The sequence below is a fragment of the Bordetella genomosp. 12 genome, assembly GCF_002261355.1.
GTDB lineage: Bacteria > Pseudomonadota > Gammaproteobacteria > Burkholderiales > Burkholderiaceae_B > Bordetella.
In genome coordinates this window covers 1,073,375-1,094,982 of the sequence record NZ_NEVU01000003.1, presented here as the reverse complement: position 1 = coordinate 1,094,982, position 21,608 = coordinate 1,073,375, and the positions used below count along the sequence as shown (strand labels likewise).

Genomic DNA, 21,608 nt, shown 5'->3' with positions numbered 1-21,608 from the left:
TACGGAATCTGCAGTAGAAAAAAGCCCGGTCTTCTCAGGAAAAACTGGCTTTCCGTAAAAGACCGGGCCTGCGTCCGGGCGTGGCGGCTCGGTCAGATCAGAGCGTGATCTTGCCCGTATACAGCAACCACAGCACGATGACGTCGGCGATCAGCAGGATCGCCACATAGAGCTTTTCCGGGCCGACGAAGATGGGTTTGCCGTCTTTCTTCTCTTTGCGCGACCAGATGAAGATGGGCAGGCCGCACGTCAGCAGCACCGGCACCAGGGCAAGGTAGTTCAGCGCGCTGGCGTAGAGGATGAACAGGCAGAACAGCACGCCCATGATGCCGCTGATCAGGCCCAGCGTCATGCCCTTGTTCGAATACTTTTTGTACTCGTGCGTCAGGCACAGCTTGGTCATGTAAAGGGTGGTGGTGATGTAGGCCGGAACCACCATCAGGGCGCTGATGTTGTACATCGTGTTCCAGGCATTGTTGGAGAAATACACCAACAGCATCGCCGCCTGCATCACACCGCTGCTCACCCAGAGCGAAACCGTGGCGGCTTCGTTCTTATTGGTGCGGGCGAAGGCCTTGGGGAAGGCGCCGTTCTGGCCAGCCGCCATGGGGATTTCGGCGCACAGCATGGTCCAGGCCAGCCAGCCGGCCAACACCGAGATGATTAGCCCCAGATCCATCAGCCAGCTGCCCCATTCGGCGCCGACGACGTGTTCGAGCACGCCGGAGGTCGACGGGTTGGCGACCTGGGCCAGCTCCACCTGGGTCATGGCGCCAAAGGGCAGCACCGACAGCAGGATGTAGATGATGAGCGCCACCAGAAAGCCGAGTAGGGTGGCTTTGCCGACATCGCTGCGGTTGCGTGCGCGACCGGACAGAACGACCGCGCCCTCGACACCGATGAACGCCCACAGCGTGACGGTCATGGGGGCCATGATCTGCGCGCCCAGGGACACGGGCGTAGCGCTGTTGCCGGTGCCGCTCATGATCTGCGGCGAGGTGCCCCAGACATTGTCCAGCAGTTGCGAGTAATCGATCAGCAGCCCGAGGATGAGCACAAACAGCACCAGGGGCACGAGCTTGGCGATGGTGCCCACCGTGTTGACGAAGCCCGCTACCTTGGTGCCGGACAGCACCAGATAGTTGTAGCCCCAGATCAGGATGGAGCCGCAGATGATCGAGTTCAGATTGTTGCCGTTGGTGAAAACCCCCGGAAAGATCTGATCGAAGGCATCCATCAGGATGACCGCGAAGGCGACATTGCCAAAGCAGGTCATCAACCAATAGCCCCAGGCCACGTTAAAGCCGATGAAGGAGCCGAAGCCCTCCTGGGCATACATATAGACCCCGGCATGCAGGTCGGGGCGCAGGTCGGACAGCATGCGGAAGGCATTGGCGATGAAGTACACGCCGATGCCCGCGATGATCCACGCGATCACAACCGGGCCGACCGCCGACGTGGCGGCGGTGTTCTGCGGCAGGCTGTAGACGCCGCCGCCCAGCATCGAACCCACCACGATGGCGATCAGGGCCAGCATGCCCAGCTTCGCGCCGGCCGAGCCGGAGCTGGCCGAGGCGTCCGAACTTGCACTTGCTTGAGTTTTATCGGTCATTTTCTTTGCCTTGCGATGGAGGAGACAATGCCGCCCGGGAGGATCCGGGCGGCAACCCGCTCTATTGCCGTCCCTTCTTGATGGAGGAGACGCGGTGGCTCTTGAAGCTGATGTGCTTGGGTACCGGCTGCGGCTTGCGCGCTTCTTCAACGATGGCGCGGACCCAGTAGTCGCCGTTCTGGTCGATGCTTACCCCCTGGATTTCGTGCTCGAAACCCGGGAAGCGCTTGTCGAACTCCTGCAAGGCCTCCAGATAGCCGGTGATGCCGGTATCGTCAGCGGGCAGTCGCTCGCCCGGCATCAGAACCGGAATGCCCGGCGGGTAGGGCACCAGCATGCTGGCGGCGATCCGGTTGGCGAAGTCGGCGACCTTGACGCGTTCGGTCTGGTAGCGCACCACCTTCTGGTAGGCCTCGGCCGGGGTGAGCACGGGTTCAGGCATGGAGCTGACCGCATCGCTGCTGTGCTTCATCAGATCCAGCTCTTGCATGCTGTCGTGCATGTGCTGGCACAGTTCCTTGAGGGTCATGGCGGCATACTTGGGCGAAGCATGCGCCAGCGAGGGGATGGCGTCGGTCGCCTTGGCGCCGGTGTCATAGAGCCTCTTGAACGTCAGCAGGCTTTCGATCAGCGTGCCCCATTTGCCCTTGGTGATCCCCACCGAGAACAGGATGAGCAGGGTGTAGTCGCCGGTGCGGGCGACTTCGATGCGGCGGTCGTCCAGGAACTTGCTGACGATGCTGCCCGGGATGCCTTGCGGCAGATGTTTACCGTCGGGGGTGATGCCCGGGCACGTCACGCTGACCTTGACCGGATCCAGCATGCAGTCGGCCTGGCCGATATCGGCATCGGCAAAACCGTGCCAGCTGTCGCCGGCCTTCAGCGTCCACAGATCGGGCGTCTGGCTCAGCAATGCGATCGGCGCTTTGTGAAAGGCGTGGACCTGTCCGCTGGCGGGGTCTTTGACCTGGGTGGGTTGCAGCACGTCGAAGAACCAGGAGGATTCGCCATCGGCTTCGGCGAGCTCCTCCTTGACGTTGACCACGGCCTGCCGGAAGGCGATGGCTTCCTCGATGGATTCCTGCACCAGCGAGTAACCCGCCTGCCCCTGCATCATCGAGACCGCCACGTCGATGGACGCGATGATGGGGTAGAACGGCGAGGTGGTGCCGTGCATCATGAACGAGTCGTTGAAGTCGTCGAAGTCCAGCGGCGCGCGGTCGCTGGGCTTGACGTGAATCATCGATGCCATGGACAGCGCCGGCAGCATCTTGTGCGTGGACTGGACCGCGAACAGCGTGGGGCGGTTGGGCATGTCTTCGGCCACGTCCATGGCGAAACGGCCACGGTACAAGGGATGGAACTTGGCGTAGGCGTACCACGCTTCGTCGAAGTGGATGCGCGGCACGCTTTCGCTGAGCTGGCCGACGACCTGGTTGACGTTGTAGATGAAGCCGTCGTAGGTGCAGTTGGTGACGACCGCATAGCTGGGGTCGGCGCTGACGGCATCGGTGGTCAGCGCGCTGTCCTGAATGAGCTTGCGGATGCTGTCTTTCTGCAGGCGCTGGGCCGGGATCGGTCCGATGAGGCCGTAGCCGTTGCGGCTGGGCGTCAGATAGACCGGACGCGCCTGGGACAGGGTCAGGCCATGATTGAGGGACTTGTGGCAATTGCGGTCGACGACGGCAATTTCGTTGGCGCCGACGGCGCCTTGGGCCACGATGCGGTTGGAACCCGAGGAACCGGCCACGCCATAGAACGTCCATTTGGCGCCGAAGAGTTCGGCGGCGATCTCTTCGGATTGCTTGGGCGGGCCGGCGTGGACCAGATAATCGCCCATTTCAGCGGTGGCCACGCCGATGTCGGCGCGCATCATGTTTTCACCAAAGAAATTGATGAACTCGACTCCGACCGGGTGCTTGAGATAGGCCATGCCGCCCATGTGCCCCGGGCAATCCCAGTAGTAGTCGCCGTCTTCGGTGAAGTTCTTCAGGGTGCCGAAGTAGGGCGGCAGCAGCGTTTCGGCGTAGCGATGCACGGCCGTGTAGACACGATTGGCGGTGAATTCCGGCGTCTCGGAGTACAGGTAGACGTACTCGGTGACTTCCTTCAGAACCGCGACCGGGATGCCATTGACGGTTTCCGCTTCGGAAAGCAGGAAAACGGGCACGCTGGCATTGCGTTCACGGATCTTTTGCACCAGCGCCTCGCACTCCTTGACGATGGCGGCGTTGGCGCTGTCCCACAGAATGGCGATGAAGCTGTAGTGCGGGCTTTGCTGCACGTAGGTGAGGGCGGCCTGGGGGTTGGCGGCCTGCTGGATGCTGAAGCCTCTGTCGGCGATCGCCTTGCCCAGCGCCTGTATGGCCTGGGAGGCAGGGAGGCCGGCTTCCAGGCTGTCGGAAAGTACTAGCAACGAATGGTGATTGAACTTCATATCATGACTCTCGGTTGAGGCCGTCCGGCGCATCCGGACACGGATACTGATCAGAAGAAATCAGCGGAAAACAACCTGCTACAGCTTGATATGGCCCATGAAGTACAGGGCGATGACAAGAATGTCGATGGCGAGCAGCAATGCGAGCGCGGCCTTTTCACCGCGGTTCAAGGCCGCAGCGGCAGCGCCTTCCTGGCGGCGTGCCCAGAAAAACAGCGGCAGTCCCAGCGTGAGCAACAGCGGGCTCATCGCAACATATTGAATATTGCTGGCGTACAACATGAAGAGGCAGAAAGCTGCCCCGACCAAGCTGCTGAACAGCGCCAGCATGCGCCCCTTGGATTGACGTTGCTGGTAGTCGCCGTTGAAGCAGGTTTTGACCAGATACGCAGCCGAGGAGAAATAGGCGGGCAGTACGCAGATGGCGGAGATGCCCAGCAAGGTGAGCCAGGCATGCTGTGAGAAATACACCATCAGCATCACGCACTGCATGATGCCGCTGCTGACCCAGAGGGCGGTGGAGGCGGCGCCCTTGTCATTCTCGGCGGCGAAAATCTTGGGGAACGTGCCGTTGCGGCCCGCCACTTGAGGGATCTCCGCGCAGATCATGGTCCACGCCAGCCAGCTGGTCAGGATGGAAATCAGCACGCCGATATTGATGAGCCATTCGCCCCAGTCGCCGGTCAACTGCTTCATGACGCCGGCGGTAGACGGATTGGGGATATGGCTGAGCGCTTGTTGCGACAGCACCCCGAACGGCAACACCGATACGATCAGGCAGATGAGCAATCCGAGGATGAAGCCGATCAGGGTTGCCCGCGCCACGTCTTTCTTGTCGCGGGCCCTGCCCGACAAAGCCACCGCGCCTTCCACGCCGATAAAGCACCACAACGCTACGTACATGGGCGAGAGCGTCTGCGAGAGGATGGAGCCCAGCGGCTTGGCGTCGCCCACCGGATGCTGGCCCCAGATGTCGGTCGAGAACTGCGCGGCGTTGAGGAAGTAGGTCACCACGCCGACGAATACCACCAGCGGGATGAGCTTCACGAAGGTGCCGACGGTATTGATCATGCCGGCCATCTTGGTGCCGCCCAGCACCAGGACGTGAAAGCCCCAGATGAGAATGGAGGCGCCGATAATGGAAGCCAGGTTGTTGCCGCCCGTGAAGTCGCCCGGCATGAAGTAATTGAGCGTGTCCATCACCATCACAGCAAACGCGACGTTGCTGAAAAGGGTCATGAGCCAATAACCCCAGGCCACCACGAAAGCACTCAGTGGCCCAAACCCTTCGCGGGCGTACATGTAGATACCGGACTGCAGGTCAGGCCGAAGATCGGACAGCACCATGAAGGTTCTGGCAATGAAGAACATGCCAAAACCGCTGACCAGCCAGGCGATGATGACGGGGCCGAGGGCGGACGTCGCCGCCATGTTTTGCGGCAGGCTGTCGACGCCACTTCCTATCATCGAGCTCACGACAATCGCGACTAGCGCCACAAGGCCGAGTTTCTGGTCGATGGGCTTAGTGCTGCTCATAAGTTCTCATAGGCTGCTGAAACTTGCGTTTGAAACAGGGCCTGCCGTTTCGCGTCTCGCGCCGCGCCATATCCGGAAGCCCGCTCCCGGCCGGGGGCGGCTCGGGCTTTGAAAGGATTCAGCGGATGCGTCGGATCAAGACAGTGCATATGCCATTCCTGACACGAGCCTTAGCGTGCTGAACGCGCCAAGATACCAGAATGTTGCTATTCGGTGCAGACAGTTGCCTATATTTTTTGGGCTCAGAGACAAGGCGCAAAGATTTTGCATAAACGTGACAAATTGTCGATCTCTCATCGCATGCGTAACGACCCGGTAAATGCGTTCTTCTACTCGCAACGCGGCGGGTTCACAGTTTCGCCATGGCATGTTGGCCGCGCGGATTTATTTTTTCTGATTAATACGCGCGCTGATTATCTTGCCGGGTCGGTGGATTAACTTGCGCAGGGCCTGAGCGATGTCCGTCGTATACGGCCGCCATCGTGTCCGCGCCCTGCGCGCGGTGGTGTCCGGGCTAAGGTGACGGCTGGGCCGGGCCGCTGGCGGCCGTGTCGATGGCGACATCCCAGACCGAGGGCGAGCCGATGTGGCGTCTGAGTGCGTCGGTGAAGGCTCGGATGCGGGCGCTGGCGCGAGGCATGGCGCGCAAGAGATAGATGCCGCTGTCGGCCGGGGGCGCGCAGTCCTTGAGGGCGAGTTGCCTCAGGTTGCCGCGGCCGATTTCCGGGCCGGCGGACCAGTTGGGCATGAGTGCGATGCCCAGGCCATCCAGCGCCGCCTGGCGGCGCGCATCGCAGTCATCGCATTCGAGCACAAACCGGGCATGTTCGGCCCATGAGCCATCGCCGATCTCGCGCCAGCCGCGCACGCTCGTGCTGTGGCGCCGGTCGATGAGCCGGTGGCGGGCCAGGTCGGAGAGCTGGCGGGGTGTGCCGTGGCGTTCAAGGTAGGACGGGGCCGCGCACATCAGGTAGCGGTGGCTGCCGATGCGTTGGCCGATCAGGCTGCTGTCGGGTTGCTGGCCGACACGCACGACGACATCCATTCGCTCGACGACAGGGTCGACGACCCGCTCTGTGAGAGCCAGTTCGACTTGCAACTGGGGATGCAATTCGCCCAAGCGGCCCAGTATCGGCACGACATAGCGGCGCGCGAATGCCGGCAGGCAGCTCACGCGCAGCAGGCCCTGGACGTGCTGCTCCAGCGAAATGACCTCCGAGCGGGCTTCCGTCATGTCGTGCAGGATCTTGACCGCCCGCTCGTAAAGCACTTCGCCGGCTTCGGTGGGGACCAGCGCGCGGGTGGAGCGCACGAACAGCGGCACTTGCAGTTCGGCTTCCAGCGCGTCGATCTGGCGCGCCACGGACGAGGCGACCAAGCCGCGGCGACGCGCCACTTCGGAAAAACTTTGCGCTTGCGCCACGTCGACGAATATCGACAGGTTTTCCGCGAATTTGGCTGCCTTCATTTGTGCGTGTTGTGCAAAGGGTTTTGGCGCCAGGCGCGCGAGCAAGTGGAGAGTTTCGCTCTTACGATAGCGGCTGCGGACGTATTTCTGCAAATTTCACATAGATCGCGACTTCACGGCGACGCCCTCAGGAGACTTCATGGCCCCCCGCTTCATTCATCGCAATTCCTCGGCCTGGTTGGCCGCAGCCGCTTGCGGCCTGTTCGGCTGGGCCGCGGGCGCAGCCCCCGCGGCCGCAGAGACTTATCCCAGCAAGCCCTTGACCGTGGTCGTGCCCTTTGCTGCGGGCGGGACGGTCGACAAGGTGGCCAGGCAGTTGCAGCAATCCTTGCAGGACAAGCTGGGCCAGACCGTGGTGATCGACAATCGCGGCGGAGCCGGGGGCACGATAGGCACGGCCCTCGTGGCCAAGGCGCCCGCCGATGGGTATACGGTGGAGATGGTGTTCGACTCCTATGCGACCGAGCAGCATATTTATCCCCGCCTGCCTTACTCCACGGAGAAGGACCTCACCGGCGTTTCCTACATGGTGCGCTCGCCGATGGTGCTGGTGGTGTCGCCCGGCACGCCCTATCGCTCGCTGGCCGATTATGTGGCTGCAGCCAAGCGCGGCAATGTGTCGTATGCCTCGGTGGGCGCGGGCAGCTCCAATCATCTGGCGGCGGAGTTGTTTCATCAAACCGCGGGCACCAGCGGGCTGCACACGCCGTATCGCGGCGGCGGCCCGGCCATCACCGATCTGTTGGGCGGCCATGTGGACTCGATGATCGCCAGCCTGCCCCTGGTGCTGCCGCATATTCAAGCCGGGAAGCTGCGGGCGCTGGCCGTCACCGCGCCGGCGCGCGTGCCGGCGTTGCCGGATACGCCTGCCGTGGCGGAAAGCTATCCCGGCTTTGAAATCTACTCGTGGGTGGGCATGGTGGCGCCGGCCCATACCCCGTCGGACCGATTGGACAAATTGTCCCGGATCACGATCGAGGCCTTGCGGGATCCGGCCGTGGCACAACGCATCCATGAATCGGGCTTTGACGTGGTGGCCGGCGGCCGCGAGGAAATGAACGCCCTGGTCAAGAGCGAATCCGACCGCTGGGGCAAGCTCATCAAATCGCAGGGTATCGTGGCGCAATGAAGGCTAAGCGGCAGACCATGGAAGCATTTACCTATACCAGCCAGGCGCAGCGCGTGGTGTTCGGCGCGGGCAGCCTGGCGCGGTTGCCCGCGGAGTTGGACGCCTTGGGCCTGCGCCGCGCGCTCGTGCTGTGCACCCCCGCGCAGCGGGGGCAGGCCGAGCAGGTCGCGGCGTTGCTCGGCCCGGCGCGGGTGGCCGGCATCTTCGCTGAGGCCGTCATGCATGTGCCGGTGGAGGTGGCGCATCAGGCGCGCGCCATGGCGCTGCGACTGCGGGCCGACTGCGCTGTCGCGGTGGGAGGGGGATCGACCATCGGTTTGGGTAAGGCCATCGCGCTGGAGGCCGGACTGCCGGTCATCGCGGTGCCGACGACCTATGCCGGCTCGGAAATGACGCCCATTTACGGGCTGACCGAGGCGGGCTTGAAGAAGACCGGCCGGGATGCGCGGGTCTTGCCGCGCACCGTGGTGTATGACCCCGATCTCAGTCAGGAGTTGCCCGTCGCGGTGAGCCTGACCAGCGGGATCAATGCGATTGCCCACGCGGCGGAGGGTTTGTATGCCGCCGACCGCAATCCCATTATGGATCTCATGGCGCAAGAAGGCATACGCGCGCTGGCGCTTGCCTTGCCGCGCATTGCCCGCCCGGACGACGCGCTGCAATGGAGCTCGGCGCGCGCCGACGCCCTGTATGGCGCCTGGCTGTGCGGTACGGTGCTGGGCAATGTGGGCATGGCCTTGCATCACAAGCTCTGCCACACCTTGGGCGGCAGCTTCAACCTGCCGCACGCCGAGGTGCATACCGTGATACTGCCGCATGCCTTGGCCTATAACGCGGCGGCCGCGCCGCAGGCCATGGCGCGTATCGCCGCGGCGCTACAGGCCGATGATGCCGCGAAGGGGGTGTTCGATCTGGCCAGTTCCCTGGGGGCGCCAACGGCCTTGCGCGATATCGGTATGCGCGAGGACGATCTGGATCAAGCCTGCCAGATTGCCTTGGGCACGCCTTACCCCAATCCGCGTCCCTTGGAGCCCCTTGCCTTGCGTGCGCTGCTGCAAGACGCCTACGAAGGCCGGCGGCCCGGTTGAGGCGGCGGGCCGCGGCTTAGCGGCCCAGCAGGGCCAAGGCGGCCATGGCTGCCGCCAGGGCGATGAGCGGCAGCCGCCGCGGCAGATAGCTCAGCGTGAGCGTGACCAGTATCGCGCCGCAGGACAGCAGCCCTAGCCACACCAGGATTGCGACCACGCTGCCCCAGCTTTGCAGGCAGACGGCCAGCGCCGCAGCCCCTAGTGCCAGGGCATTCAGACGCAGCAGGGCGCGGCGCAGGGCCGGCGTGTCCAGGCCGGTGGCCTGCTCATGATGCCGGTCCATGGCCAGGGCCAGGCAAGCGAAGCCGGCGAAGACCAGGGCGAGCGCGGTGGCGGCGGCAAGTGCGGGGCTCATGACCGTTGCAGCATCCAGGCCAGCGCGGCAGCCGCGGCGGTGGTCAGCACAAGCCACAGCCATGCGCGCCGGGCCGCAAACACCCACAGCGCCGCCAATGCATACATCAGAAAGCTCAACAGGCTACCGATGACCACGCCCATCGCCGGGCTGGTGGCCGTACTCAAAGGGAGGGTGCGAGCCAGAAGCGTGGCGGCCAAGCTGCTCAGCGCGTAGCCACCGAGCACGGCGCACAATGCGCGGCCCAGCACTTGCCATCGATAGCCGCGCGGCAGGGCCACCGGGCGTGGCGCCTTGCGGGTTTTGTGCGGGATGCGCCGCAAGCGCCAGGCCAAGCCCGCGAACAGGCCGCCGAACATCAGCGCGGTCACCTCCACCAGGGCTGCTTGCCATTCATGCCTTTGCGCATAGCCGATCACGTGCTGCCCGGTGACCCCGGCATTGAGGACGGGCAGCAGCAGGCAGAGGAGGGCGGTGCAGGCGAACTGTTCTGTCCACGCACGCTCGGGCGCACGCAGGCAGGCATGGGCCAGGCTCAGGAGCCAGACCAGCATAAAGGCTCTGATCTCCCAGATGTCGCGGCCGGGCAGGTCGGCCGGGATCAGGCGATTGGCGTAGAAATAGGCAATACAGGCCAGGCAGGCTCCTGCGATGGCCGCGACGTTCAGGGCGTCGGTAAGCCGGTAAAACGCCTGGGTGGCCGCGCCGAATTCGTATTCCGGCTTATTGCGCCGTTTGAGGGCGAACAGGATGGCGCCCGAGGCCATCATGATGGCTCCCGCCATGCCGCAGAGAAAGTAAAGCCACTTGATGGTCCATCCGCCGTAGGTGGCGACGTGCAGCCGCTCCATGACCTCATGGGCGGCATCGGGCGCCGGCTGGCCGGCGGCGAGCAGCACCGGCGCGCCGCTGGCGCCGTCAAAGACCATCCGGCCGGCGGGGCTGGTCAGTTGGCGCCGCATCTGTTCAGGGTCGGGTTGCGCATAGATGCTGATGCGTTCGCGTGCCTGGCCAGGGCGTTCGACCATGATCATGCGCGCCGGGCTGGACAGGGCGGCTTGCGCGGTCAGCACCAATGGACCCAATTGCTCGCGCACGGGCGGTCCTGCCTGCAACGCCGGGCGCGCGGGCAAGCGGCCGGCCTGGCCCGAGTCGGCCTCGCGAGCGAGGTCAGCCTGCCATTGCGCCAGTCCCTGTTCGCCATACACCGCGCGCAGCGGCGCGGGCATATAGCTGGTGTAGAAGATGGCCAGCCCGGTATAGGCAATCATCAACTGGAAAGGCAGTGTCAGCACGGCCGATGCGTTGTGGCCATCGAGCCAGGCGCGCTGCCCGGGGCCGGGCCGGAACGTGAAGAAATCCTTGAAGATGCGCTTATGGACGATGATCCCGGACAGGAGCGCCACCAGCATGGCAATGGTCAGTGCGCCGACCAGCCAGAAACCGGTATTGCCGGCCAGCAAGGTGTAGTGCAGCGTCATGAAGTGCCGCCCGCCCTCGGTTTTGCGGCCCCAGGGTTGGGGCAACAGCGTGCCGTCGCGCGGATCCATGGCCGCTTCATGCGTGGCGCCGCTGGCGCTGCGCCACACCAGGCGCATGGCCCGGGAGGTTTCGCCGGGCAGTTCGATGCGCCAGAACCGGGCATGGGCATCCTGGGAAGCGAGATAGCGCGCCGCCGAGGTCAGCACCGCATCCTGAGGCAGTTGCGCCTGGGTGAGCGGCAGGGGCGGCTCGGCGTCCATCCAGCGCGAGATGGGCGCACGAAAGACGCTCAGGCTGCCGGCCAGAAAGATCAGGCACAGCAGCCAGGCGCCTATCAGTCCGCACCAGGTGTGCAGCCAGCTCATGCGCTGGCGCAGGCCCGGCTTCATGCTCAGTACGTGCCTCGCAGCGTCAGCATGACATTGCGGGGTTCGCCGAAGTGCACGCCATTGACGAGGTTGCCCACCGCGCTGTAGTAGGTCTTGTCAAAGATGTTGTTGACGTTGAGCGCGGCCGACCAGTTGCGGTTGATCTGGTACTTGGTATAGGCATTCCACACGGCGCGGCCGCTGGCCTGGACCGTGGTGGCGCCGATCTGGCGCGACTGCGAGCTTTGGACGTTGACGCCGCCGCCCACGGTGAAGGCGCTCCAATCGCCCGGCAACTGATAGGTGGTCCAGAGGCGGAAGATATGCTTGGGCGTGTGCCAGGCGAAGGCTTTGCCCTCGCTGTCCTGGTCCTTGATGTACTTGGTCGTGTTGAAGGTGTAGCCGGCGTAGAGATTCCAGCCGCGCAGCAGTTCGCCGCTGACTTCGGCATCGAAGCCCTGGCTGCGCACCTTGCCCGCGTCGGTGTAGCAGTAGTAGTCGTCCGAGCACGTCGGGCTGGTGTTGTAGTCGACTTGCGCGCGGTGGTTCTGGTCGATGCGGAACAACGCGAAGGCGGTGTTCAGGCGGCCATCCAGCAGCTCGCCCTTGAGGCCCAGCTCATAGCTGTCGCCGACGACGGGCTTGAGTGACTGGCCCTGTGCATTGACCTGCATCTGAGCCTGGAAAATGTCGGTGTAGCTGACATAGGTGGACCACTGCGGCGTCAGGTCGAGAATGAAGCCGGCATAGGGCGTGAAGTGGTTGTTCTTCTGCTGGGTCTGGCCATTGACCAGCACGCCGCTCGTGGTGGTGTCGGTGGTCCAGATGCGGTTGGAGCGGCTGTAGCGGCCGCCAACCACGAATTTCAGCGGGTCCGCCAATTGCAGGCGGGTCGTGCCGTAGAAGCCCAGCTCGCGATTAGAGCCATTGCGCACTTCGTCGGTCGCCGCGCGCAGCGCGGCGGTGCTGGGTTCCGGCAGGTCCGAGTTGAAGTGGAAGGCGTTGAAGGTCGCGTAGTTCACCAGGTAGGCGTAGGAGGTGTCGATGGTGCTGTGGCCATAGTTGCTGCCCAGCACGACCTCATGGGTGCGTCCGAAGGCCTGGAACTTGCCGGTGATGTTGGCGTCCAGGCCCGAGGTGTCGATGTCCGCCACGGTGCGCGCCACACTGACCGTGCCCATCTGCGTCAGCGGATTGACGGCCCGGCTCGAGGCCGTATATTTGAGGCGCTGGTTTTCCTGGACGTAGGCGCCGGTGACCTTCAGGCGCCAATCATCATTGAAGGCGTGCGTGAGGTCGGCGTAGAAACCCTGGTTGGTGGACTTCTGGTGATTCCAGTCGGCGGCGAAACTGGTCGAACGCTTGAAATCGATCTCTTCGCCGGTGCTGTAGCGCGGCAGGCCCGAGATGGTGGGGCGGCCGCTGAGCTCTTCATGGCTATAGCCCAGGTTGACCTGGGTGCGCGGCGAAAAATCATACTCGACCGTGCCGTAGAAGGTGGTGTTCTGCATATCCACCCGGTCGATGAAGGAGTGGCTGTTCTGGCGGTCGACCACGGCGCGGCCGCGCAGGCTGCCGTCCTCGTTCAGCAGGCGGCTGCCATCGAGCTGCACCCCATAGCGGTCCCAACTTCCGGCCTTGGTTTCCACCGTGAAGCGGTCTTCCTCCAGCGGTCGTTTGCGCACCAGGTTGACCGCGCCGCCGGGCGAGCCCGAACCTTGCAGCAGGCCGGCCGCGCCGCGCAGCACTTCGAGGCGGTCATAGAATGCGGTGCCGCCCGAGTAATTGCTGGCGCGGCCATACATGCTGCGCTCCAAGGGAACGCCGTCATACTGAATGACACTGTTGTCGAAACCGCGCGAGTAGATGTATTTGCCGCCTTGGGGGCTTTGTTGCAGTGTGACGCCAGTGGTGTTCTCCAGCGCGTCGTACACCGAGGTGAGGTTCTGCTCATCCAGTCGCTGGCGGGTCACGATGCTGACGGACTGCGGGATATCGCGAAGCTTTTGTTCACCCTTGCCGATGGTGACGGCCGGGGCGGTGTACGAGCCGCTGCCTTCGGTGCGCAGGCGGTACTCCTGCCCGGTCACCGACACGGGTTCGAGCATGGCGGCCGAGCCGGACGGCAGGCGGCGCACCGCATAGCCGCCGCTGGGCAGCCGCACACCTTCAAAACCGGTGCCGGCCAGCAAGGCGCGCAGTCCGGCGGCAGCACCATAACGGCCTTGAAGACCGGTGGTCTGCAGGCCAGACAGCTGGCTGGCGTCAAACGAGACGTTCACGCCCGCGGTGCGGGCGAATTGGTTCAGCGCCTGGTCCAGCGCGCCGGCGTCGATGGCGAAGGCGAATTCGGCTTCCTGGCCACTGACGGCGGTTTGCGCCTGCGCCACAGGGGCGGCCCAGGCCAAGGCAGCGCTGCACAGCACGCCAGAGAGCACGGTGGAGATGACAGTCGGCACGGGCGCCAGGCGGGGGGTGTTGCAAGTACGGTTGCGGGTCATTGCGTTGTCTTGAGTGGGCCAGATTGAGAAGGGTCTTTCCCTGTAGGCCGGTCGAAAACGCAAATCCCCTCAAAAATTTTTAATTATTTTCGCGGGCTGGCCTGCCCGATGCCGTTTCAGGCCGGGTTGACCGCGACCCAGTAGCGTGTCCAGTAGCGCACCCGGACCGGTAGCGTCTGCGCCAGGAAGCTCAAGGCCCGGTCCGTGTCGTTGAGGTGATACGTGCCCGAGACCTTCAGGTTGGCGACCTCGGGCGCACAGCTGATGCGACCGCGCCGGTAGCGCGACAGTTCGGCCAGCAGATCGGCCAGCCGCATCTCTTTGCCTTCGATGGCGCCGGCGACCCAGGCGTCGGGCGCCATGGCGGGCTCGCTCAATTGCTGCGCGCCGTCGCGGGTCAGCCGCCAAGTCTGTCCGGCCTGGGCGATTACGGCCGGCGCGTTGCCGCTGGGGCGCAAGGCCACGGCGTCCTGCTGGACACTGACCAGGGCGTAATCCTGATCCAGCCGCACCACGAAGCGTGTGCCGAGCGCCTGCACGGCACCGAAGGGCGTGCGCACCAGGAAGGGTCTTTTGATGGGCGAGGCCGGATCTTTGCCGGTCTCGACGGCGATTTCGCCGCGATACAGCACCAGCATCCGCTGCTCGCCGTCCATGCGCACGTCGACCGCACTGTCCGTATTGAGAATGAGCAGGGTGCCATCGGCCAGTTGCAGGCGTTCGAGGCCGCCCACGCCCGTGCTGACATCGGCAAGGACGCGCTGCCAGGGGGTATGTTCGCGCACGGCCCAGGTGGTGCCAGCCAGACCGCCCGCCAGCAGCAAGCCTTTGAGTACGGCGCGGCGCCGTTGTCTGCGTTCGCCGTGCGCCGCGCCCATGGCGGTGAGGGTATCGAGGGCGAGCCCCTGGGGCACCGCGTTGAAGTCGGCATTCAGGGATTGCATGCGCGCCCAGGCGCGTTCGTGCGTGGGCGCGGCGCGAAACCAGCGCTCGAAGGCCGCACAGGTGTCAGGGTCAGGAGAACCGAAATGCAGCTTGACCGACCAGGCGATGGCCTCGTCGACGACGGTGGCGGGAATGGTGATGGTTTCGCTCACGCGTCACCGAAGCGGTAGGCATAGCATTGGCGCAGGCCGGTGGCCACATAGCGCTCGGCGGTGGCCAGGGAAACCCCCAGGCGCTCGGCGATCTGCGGGCAGCGCATACCGTCGAGCTGGGCCCAGAGAAATGCCTGGCGCACTTTGGGCTTGAGGGTGTCGAGCATCTGGTCGATCTTGATGAGGGCTTCCAGCACCAGCATGCGGCTTTCGGGCGAGGGGGCAAGCTCTTCCGGCGTGCGCGCCAGGACATCGAGCCAGGCGCGTTCGAGCTCGCGGCGGCGCCAGTGGTCCACCAGCAATCCCCGGGCAATGGTGCTCAGATAGGCACGCGGTTCGCGGGTTTCGATGGCGGCCGGCCGGCCCAGCAGGCGCACGAAGACGTCATGCGCGAGATCGGCGGCCTCGAAGGAGTTGCCCAGTTGCCTGCGCATCCAGCCCTGCAGCCATCCGTGATGGTCCGCATAGAGCGTCTCGACTTGGGCCTGCTTGGGGGAGGACATCGCAAATACTTGCAAATGATAACTATTATTTATTGTAGAGAACAGACTCTTGTCAGGCAAGACGGGTTTACGCGGTCGGGTTCGCGATATATTGGATCGTGCGCGCCGGCAGGGGCAGGCCGTGGCTTGGCCCGTGGTCAGGCCGCCCGCCGCCTGCGCAGCGTTTTCCGGCACGGCAGTTCCTGCCGAAGCCATCCGTCGTGAGCAGAATCGCCATGTCCGCCTTGTTCGTCCTTGCCCGAGCCCCTTGGGGCGTTTTCGCCCTGGCTGCCTGCCTGTCGATGGCCGGCTGCGCGTCGCCGCCCGCCCGGCAGGCCGACATGGACTACCGCAGCCGACCGTCTTCCTCCGCGTCGCCGGGCACCGCGCCGTCAGGGCAGCGCCTGACCATCCAGGCCGGGGAGGGCGAGCGCCTGAACCTGCCCTGGTTCATCCAGGACGCCGAGGATTGGGTCAATAAAAAGTGAGGGGTGCCGGATCCGGGCAGGCGACCTGGCGGACGGCCGCCCGGATCCGGTGATCAGTCGCGCGGAGGTTCGTCGCGCAGTTCCAGCTCGTTGCCCAGGACATCGGACTTGTCATCGCTGCGCCGGGCCGGTTTGAGCGCACGGCGCGTCTGGCCGGGCGCGGCGGCGCTTTCCCCTTCGTCGGGCCGCTCAGCCTGCATGACCACGTTGGCCGCCGGCGCATGCCCGCGTTTGTCCTGGCCGAAATACACCACGGTATGCGGATAGGGCAGCTCGATGCCGGCCGCGTCGAAGTGTTTCTTGAGCAGGCGGTTGTAGCCGCGCTGCACCGCCCACTGCATGCCGGGCGTGGTTTTGATCAACACGCGGATGGTCACGCCCTTGTCGTTGACCGCCGTGACCCCCGCCACCGTCATGTCTTCGAGAATTTCCGGGCCCAGGACCGGGTCGGCCGTGAGCTCGGCAAAGGCGGCGCGCATGTGCTCGATGGCGTCGTCCACGCTTTCGCGGTGCGCGATGGTGTACTCGCCCAGGTGGTAGGAGAAATCACGCATGTGGTTGGCCACAACATCCACGGAGGAGAACGGCACCAGATGGTAGCCGCCGTCGAGCGTGCGGATGCCGACCGAGCGGATGGTCATTTTCTCGACCGTGCCGAACACCCCGGCGACTTCCACCACGTCGTTTTCGTTCATGCCGTTCTCGAGCTGAATGAAAACGCCCGTGATGATGTCCTGCACCAGCTTCTGGGCGCCAAAGCCGATGGCCAGACCCACCACGCCGGCACCGGCGATCAGCGGCCCGACATCGATGCCTATCTGCGACAGCAGCACCATCAGCGTCATGGTGACGATGACAATCAGCGCCGCGTTGCGAAACAGCGCCAGCAAGGTGCGCTCGCGCGCGCTGGGCATGCCGCGCCCTTCGCTCTGGCTTAGCCGGTGTTCGATGACGCTGGCGATCACCGTCCAGGCCAGGGTGGCGATGAGCAGCACGATGGCGATATTGAGCACCATGCGGATGGCTGCGGCGCCGCCGTCGGAGGCCAGCCAGCGCGACAGGTCGAACGCGTGCCAGGCATCCAGAATGAGCAGCAGGATGACGATGCGCACGATCCAGCCGATAAAGCGCAGCGTGGCCGGCACATAGGCATTGACGCGCGCTTCCAGTAGCGGCAGCCTGCGGCGCAGATCGTGCGGCAAGCGGATGGGTTTGGCCAGCACCGTATTGAGCAGCAGGATGATGAGGCTGCCCACGCCGATGACCAACAAAGTTTGCACGGTGGCCCGCGCCATGAAGGGCAGCGCGTTGATCGGGTCGATCTGGCTGAGCACCAGCAAAATGGTGAAGTAGCCGATGGCCAGGATATGCCAGACGCGCGACAGAAAACGCAGGCGCGTGCCCATGAAGGTGGCGGCGTGAACCGCGCGATGTTCCAGGTGCGTGCGCACGGCGTTGCGGTTGTGCCAGATGACACGTACGGCATAGACGTACACGGCCAGCATGATCAGCAGGCTGGCCAGGCGGCCCAGCGCCGGCGAGAGCACCGTCGCCACGACAGGGGCGACCAGGAGGGTGCCGTAACCGGCGATGCCCACCACCCGCAGCAGCCAGGCATTCCAGTAACGGGCCTGCTCGTCGGACATGGGCAGCAGGCGCAGGTGAGGGTGGCGCACCGCGAAAACCGTACGGATCAGCACTTTGACCAGTTCGACCGACACGAAGGCGCGCAGGAAGATCGCCGCCAGCGCGTCGAGCGTGCCCCGGCCAGGCGTGCCCCACAGGCCGGCGGCGCTGCCGGCCATGGCGGCCAGCAGCACGACTGCGGCGTCGATGGCCACGGCGCCGAGGATGGCGCCGGCGCGCCGATACAGGACGCGCAATGGCAAGGGGCGCGTCGTCGAGGCGGTCGCGCAATGGGCGACCCAGCCGTCGATCCGGGTGTAGATGCGTAGAGCGATCAGGCGCAACAGGATGAAGGCCACAATGGTGGCCGCTGCCGTCAGGCCCAAGGGCAGCAAGGCATGCGTGGCGGTATCGCCGTCCATGCGCAGGCTCTGGCCGGAGGCGAGCTTAGTCAGATCGTCGGCGCCCTGGCCCATGTCGGCGGCCAGGCTGGTCAGGAAGCGCTGCAGGTTTTCTGCCATGCGTTCCTGCAATCCGGGTTCGGCCACCGTCTCGGGCGGCGGCGTGACGGTAGCCGCGGGGGCCTGGCCATTGGCCTGCTGCCGCAGGGCTTCGACCAGCGCCTGACGTGTGTTGGGATTGTCGAGCAGGTCGGCCAGTGCGGCGGGGGTGAGTGTTTCGGCCGGGGCGGCGGCCGGCGCTTGCGCGGCGGGCGCAGGCGCGGCCTGCGCCTGGGCCGAGGGCGGCCAGAATACCGATAGGCACGTCAGCATCAAGGCCAACAGCAGCGCCAACATCCAGGGGCGCTGACTTTGCTGGCGCCTGCGGCGCGCAGCATGAGGCGGGGAAATGAGCGATGCTGTCGGTGCGTATCGAACCACTAATGACTCTCCTTTCTCGGCTGGGACCGCGCTCGCGGCTGACCCCATGATAAGGCCAGGTGTCGCGCCGTGTGAATGCCTGTGCTGTCTGCCCGTCGACGGCCGACAGACTTCTATTCATATCGTTGCAATCTGAATTTGCCTGGCGGCCTGCGCCATGCCGGATCGGACGGCGCGGGCGCCGAACGCATACACTGTCGGTCAACCCTGTTTTTGCGGATGTCGCCATCCGACTGTATTGTGACCGACACGTCTTTTTCTTCGCTGCCCTTGCAGCCGGCCTTGCTGGACAACCTGCAAGGCCTGGGCTTCGAGCAGATGACCCCCATTCAGGCCCAAAGCCTGCCGCTCATTCTCGAAGGGCGCGATCTGATTGCCCAGGCCAAGACGGGCAGCGGCAAGACGGCGGCCTTTGGGCTGGGCGCGCTGCAAAACCTGGATGTCGGCCGGCTGGTGCCGCAGGGATTGATCTTGTGCCCGACCCGCGAGCTGGCCGATCAGGTGGCGCAGGAGTTGCGCCGTCTGGCCCGGTTGATTCCCAACGTTAAGATTCTGACCCTGTGCGGGGGCGCCGCGGCGCGGCCGCAGGCCGAGTCGCTGGCGCGCGGCACGCATCTGGTGGTGGGCACGCCCGGGCGCATCCAGGATCATCTGGCGCGCGGCAGCCTGGACTTGTCGGGTTTGAAGACGCTCGTGCTCGATGAGGCCGACCGCATGGTCGATATGGGGTTCTACGACGATATCGCCGCCATTGCCTCGCACTGCCCGCTCAAGCGGCAGACGCTGCTGTTCTCGGCCACGTATCCGGACAACATCCGCAAGCTCAGCGCCCGCTTTCTGCGTAATCCGGCTGAAGTCAAAGTTCAGGCGCAGCACGACGCCAGCCGCATCGAACAGATTTTTTATGAGATCGGCGAAGACGAGCGGCTCGATGCCGTGGTGACGTTGCTGGCGCATTTCCGTCCGGTGTCCACCCTGGCCTTTTGCAACACCAAGGTGCGCAGTCATGATCTGGTCGAGCGCCTGCAAGCCGCCGGCATCAGCGCGCAGGCGCTCAACGGTGACCTCGAACAGCGCGAGCGCGACGAGATCCTGATCCAGTTCGCCAATCAGAGTTGCGCGGTACTGGTGGCCACTGACGTGGCCGCGCGCGGGCTGGATATCCAGAACCTGGGGGCGGTGATCAATGTGGACGTGACCAAGGACACCGAGGTGCACGTGCATCGCATTGGCCGCAGCGGTCGGGGCGAACAGAAAGGTCTGGCCTTGAGTTTGTGCTCGGCCGAAGAAATGCGCTGGGCCAATCTGATCGAGCAGTATCAGGGCGCGCCGCTGAAGTGGGCCGATCTCAAAGCGCTGCGCGCCAAGGCGGATCGGCCTTTGCGCGCGCCCATGATCACGCTCAGCATCCAGGGCGGCAAGAAGGACAAGCTGCGCCCGGGCGATTTGTTGGGGGCCCTGACCGGCGACGGCGGGCTGACGTTCGAACAAGTCGGCAAGATCAACATCACGGAATTCACTTCCTACGTGGCCCTGGATCGTCAGATCGCCAAGCAGGCTTTCGCGCGCATCTCCAACAGCAATATCAAGGGCCGCCGCTTCCGGATGCGGTTTCTCGAAGAGTTCTGATCTGCCGCGGCCGGTCTGGTTTCAGGCGCCCCTCGCGGGGCGCTTTTTATTGGGCGCGCGTCTCGCGCTGCCGGAGCGATACTGCGTGGGGACTGGCTTGAGTGTCAACACTATTGGTGGTTTCCCGAGTCGGATGCGTATTTTGTCGGCACTGAAAGCAAAAAGCATCCGCTGCGTTGGTGCGCTGCGCAACGGCATTTGTCTAGGGTTTTCCCCGTGATAACGGGCCTGGCTCCAAGCTATCTCCTTGGATTTGCGAGGAATTCTGTGCGAGCCAGGTTTTTACCGTATCGCTCAAAGAGTTGACACTTTTGTTTTCTGCTTGATAGCCTGTCAACACTGCGCGGGCCGACCGTTCCTTGAGCCCCGCCCACTGCCTCAGGCAGCTTGTTGACATCGGAGAGTTGGAAATGAATGTCCCTCAGTTGACTTCCCCGGCGGCAAGCCGCTTGCGCCGTCGCGGCTTCGCCATCGGGCTGCTGGCCTTGACGGCCCTCACGGCGGTGTCGGGCGCCTCGGCGCAGACCGCGCAGTGGCCGACGCGCCCGGTCACGCTGATCGTGCCCTTTGCCCCGGGCGGGCCGACCGACGTCACCGGACGGGTGCTAGGCGAAGCGTTGGGCAAACTGTGGAAGCAGACCGTCGTCATCGAAAATCGCGCCGGGGCCGGCGGCACCGTGGGCGCAGGCTTTGCCGCCAAGGCCGCCCCCGATGGCTACACCTTGCTGTTGGGGGTGACGGGTTCGCACAGCATCGCGGGCGCGCTCTATCCCAATCTGCCCTACAACCCCAAGACCGACTTCGAGGCGATCTCGAAGATCGTGCAGTATCCCAACGCCATCGTCACCAACGTCGACGTGCCGGCCAACAACCTCCAGGAGTTGATCGCCCTGGCGAAAAAGGACAGCAAGTATCAGGTCTACGGCACCGATGGCAATGGCACGGCTTCGCACCTGACGATGGAGATGTTGCGCGAGCGCGGCGGCTTCCCCATGCAGGCGGTGCAGTACAAAGGCGCCAGCCCGCTCATCAATGACATCATCGCGGGCCACGTGCCCGTGGGCATCACGGGTTTCCCGTCCGCGGAAGAACACGTGAAGGCCGGCAAACTCAAACTGATCGCGCTGACCACCGACAAGGATTACAGCGGCAACAACTATCCCACGATTGCCCAGCAGGGTTTTCCGGGCTTCTCGGCAGCGCCCTGGTCGGGGGTGTTCGCGCCCAAGGGCACGCCTGCGCCCGTGGTGCAAAAAATCGCCGCTGACATCAAGTCGGCCATGAGCGCGCCCGATGTGGTCGCGAAGATGAAGAACCAGGGTCTGACGGTCATGCCCGTGACCCTCGGGGCCTTCGAGGCGGAGCTGGATCGCGAGCGCGCCGCCTGGGCGACGGCTGTCAAAGTGTCGGGCGCCCAGGTGCAGTAAGC

15 protein-coding genes are annotated in these 21,608 nt (G+C 64.5%); 5 read left to right on the top strand and 10 right to left on the bottom strand.

Going from position 1 to position 21,608, the window contains the following annotated elements; all coding sequences use genetic code 11:
• Nucleotides 1-97: 97 nt before the first annotated feature.
• The 4 genes from CAL22_RS17220 to CAL22_RS17205 form a co-directional block, all read right to left on the bottom strand.
• The gene (locus CAL22_RS17220; RefSeq protein ID WP_244193923.1) at nucleotides 98-1,612 is read right to left on the bottom strand and encodes a basic amino acid/polyamine antiporter; all 1,515 of its coding nucleotides are present in this window, start codon (nucleotides 1,610-1,612) and stop codon (nucleotides 98-100) included.
• A 61-nt stretch (nucleotides 1,613-1,673) separates the two neighbouring features.
• A complete protein-coding gene (locus CAL22_RS17215; RefSeq protein WP_094815357.1) occupies nucleotides 1,674-4,049 on the bottom strand; it encodes an Orn/Lys/Arg decarboxylase N-terminal domain-containing protein in 2,376 nt (791 codons plus the stop codon).
• A gap of 78 nt (nucleotides 4,050-4,127) precedes the next feature.
• Nucleotides 4,128-5,585, bottom strand: a complete 1,458-nt coding sequence (locus CAL22_RS17210) for a basic amino acid/polyamine antiporter (protein ID WP_094815355.1) — start codon at nucleotides 5,583-5,585, stop codon at nucleotides 4,128-4,130.
• A 514-nt stretch (nucleotides 5,586-6,099) separates the two neighbouring features.
• Complete coding sequence (locus tag CAL22_RS17205) at nucleotides 6,100-7,053, bottom strand: LysR family transcriptional regulator (protein ID WP_094815353.1); 954 nt, start codon at nucleotides 7,051-7,053, stop codon at nucleotides 6,100-6,102.
• Between the two features lie 139 nt (nucleotides 7,054-7,192).
• Here CAL22_RS17205 and CAL22_RS17200 point away from each other — a divergent pair, with 139 nt between their 5' ends.
• On the top strand, nucleotides 7,193-8,182 hold the full coding sequence (locus CAL22_RS17200) for a tripartite tricarboxylate transporter substrate binding protein (RefSeq protein WP_094815351.1): 990 nt from the start codon (nucleotides 7,193-7,195) through the stop codon (nucleotides 8,180-8,182).
• A 17-nt stretch (nucleotides 8,183-8,199) separates the two neighbouring features.
• Nucleotides 8,200-9,270 (top strand): maleylacetate reductase, encoded by a 1,071-nt coding sequence (locus CAL22_RS17195; RefSeq protein WP_094816750.1) that lies wholly within the window; start codon nucleotides 8,200-8,202, stop codon nucleotides 9,268-9,270.
• Between the two features lie 16 nt (nucleotides 9,271-9,286).
• Here CAL22_RS17195 and CAL22_RS17190 read toward each other — a convergent pair whose 3' ends face one another.
• The 5 genes from CAL22_RS17190 to CAL22_RS17170 all read right to left on the bottom strand — a co-directional run bounded on the left by CAL22_RS17190 (nucleotide 9,287) and on the right by CAL22_RS17170 (nucleotide 15,576).
• Entirely contained in the window at nucleotides 9,287-9,625 is a 339-nt protein-coding gene (locus CAL22_RS17190; protein ID WP_094815349.1) for a DUF3325 domain-containing protein, read from the bottom strand.
• On the bottom strand, nucleotides 9,622-11,496 hold the full coding sequence (locus tag CAL22_RS17185) for a PepSY-associated TM helix domain-containing protein (protein ID WP_094815347.1): 1,875 nt from the start codon (nucleotides 11,494-11,496) through the stop codon (nucleotides 9,622-9,624). Before CAL22_RS17185 ends, CAL22_RS17190 begins: the two co-directional genes overlap by 4 nt.
• 2 nt (nucleotides 11,497-11,498) lie before the next feature.
• Nucleotides 11,499-13,976 (bottom strand): TonB-dependent siderophore receptor, encoded by a 2,478-nt coding sequence (locus CAL22_RS17180; protein WP_094815345.1) that lies wholly within the window; start codon nucleotides 13,974-13,976, stop codon nucleotides 11,499-11,501.
• Nucleotides 13,977-14,092: 116 nt separating this feature from the next.
• The gene (locus CAL22_RS17175; protein WP_094815343.1) at nucleotides 14,093-15,073 is read right to left on the bottom strand and encodes a FecR domain-containing protein; all 981 of its coding nucleotides are present in this window, start codon (nucleotides 15,071-15,073) and stop codon (nucleotides 14,093-14,095) included.
• Nucleotides 15,070-15,576, bottom strand: a complete 507-nt coding sequence (locus CAL22_RS17170; protein ID WP_094815341.1) for a sigma-70 family RNA polymerase sigma factor — start codon at nucleotides 15,574-15,576, stop codon at nucleotides 15,070-15,072. Before CAL22_RS17170 ends, CAL22_RS17175 begins: the two co-directional genes overlap by 4 nt.
• A 215-nt stretch (nucleotides 15,577-15,791) precedes the next feature.
• Between CAL22_RS17170 and CAL22_RS17165 the strand changes: the two genes are divergently transcribed.
• Nucleotides 15,792-16,043 (top strand): hypothetical protein, encoded by a 252-nt coding sequence (locus CAL22_RS17165; RefSeq protein ID WP_094815339.1) that lies wholly within the window; start codon nucleotides 15,792-15,794, stop codon nucleotides 16,041-16,043.
• 53 nt (nucleotides 16,044-16,096) lie between these two features.
• Here CAL22_RS17165 and CAL22_RS17160 read toward each other — a convergent pair whose 3' ends face one another.
• Nucleotides 16,097-18,466: a mechanosensitive ion channel domain-containing protein gene (locus CAL22_RS17160; protein ID WP_094815337.1), complete on the bottom strand. Its 2,370-nt coding sequence runs from the start codon at nucleotides 18,464-18,466 to the stop codon at nucleotides 16,097-16,099.
• A 324-nt stretch (nucleotides 18,467-18,790) separates the two neighbouring features.
• Between CAL22_RS17160 and dbpA the strand changes: the two genes are divergently transcribed.
• Nucleotides 18,791-20,179 carry an ATP-dependent RNA helicase DbpA gene (gene dbpA, locus CAL22_RS17155; protein WP_094816748.1) on the top strand — a complete coding sequence of 463 codons (1,389 nt, stop codon included), beginning with the start codon at nucleotides 18,791-18,793 and terminating at the stop codon, nucleotides 20,177-20,179.
• A 410-nt stretch (nucleotides 20,180-20,589) separates the two neighbouring features.
• Nucleotides 20,590-21,606 carry a Bug family tripartite tricarboxylate transporter substrate binding protein gene (locus CAL22_RS17150; RefSeq protein WP_094815335.1) on the top strand — a complete coding sequence of 339 codons (1,017 nt, stop codon included), beginning with the start codon at nucleotides 20,590-20,592 and terminating at the stop codon, nucleotides 21,604-21,606.
• The last annotated feature ends 2 nt before the right edge of the window (nucleotides 21,607-21,608 follow it).

Coding starts and splice junctions, on each gene's coding strand:
- CAL22_RS17165 (WP_094815339.1), top strand. CDS start 15,792: ATGTCCGCCTTGTTCGTCCTTGCCCGAGCCCCTTGGGGCGTTTTCGCC.
- CAL22_RS17215 (WP_094815357.1), bottom strand. CDS start 4,049: ATGAAGTTCAATCACCATTCGTTGCTAGTACTTTCCGACAGCCTGGAA.
- CAL22_RS17195 (WP_094816750.1), top strand. CDS start 8,200: ATGGAAGCATTTACCTATACCAGCCAGGCGCAGCGCGTGGTGTTCGGC.
- CAL22_RS17185 (WP_094815347.1), bottom strand. CDS start 11,496: ATGAAGCCGGGCCTGCGCCAGCGCATGAGCTGGCTGCACACCTGGTGC.
- CAL22_RS17210 (WP_094815355.1), bottom strand. CDS start 5,585: ATGAGCAGCACTAAGCCCATCGACCAGAAACTCGGCCTTGTGGCGCTA.
- CAL22_RS17170 (WP_094815341.1), bottom strand. CDS start 15,576: ATGTCCTCCCCCAAGCAGGCCCAAGTCGAGACGCTCTATGCGGACCAT.
- CAL22_RS17200 (WP_094815351.1), top strand. CDS start 7,193: ATGGCCCCCCGCTTCATTCATCGCAATTCCTCGGCCTGGTTGGCCGCA.
- CAL22_RS17150 (WP_094815335.1), top strand. CDS start 20,590: ATGAATGTCCCTCAGTTGACTTCCCCGGCGGCAAGCCGCTTGCGCCGT.
- CAL22_RS17160 (WP_094815337.1), bottom strand. CDS start 18,466: ATGTTGGCGCTGCTGTTGGCCTTGATGCTGACGTGCCTATCGGTATTC.
- CAL22_RS17180 (WP_094815345.1), bottom strand. CDS start 13,976: ATGACCCGCAACCGTACTTGCAACACCCCCCGCCTGGCGCCCGTGCCG.
- CAL22_RS17220 (WP_244193923.1), bottom strand. CDS start 1,612: ATGACCGATAAAACTCAAGCAAGTGCAAGTTCGGACGCCTCGGCCAGC.
- CAL22_RS17205 (WP_094815353.1), bottom strand. CDS start 7,053: ATGAAGGCAGCCAAATTCGCGGAAAACCTGTCGATATTCGTCGACGTG.
- CAL22_RS17190 (WP_094815349.1), bottom strand. CDS start 9,625: ATGAGCCCCGCACTTGCCGCCGCCACCGCGCTCGCCCTGGTCTTCGCC.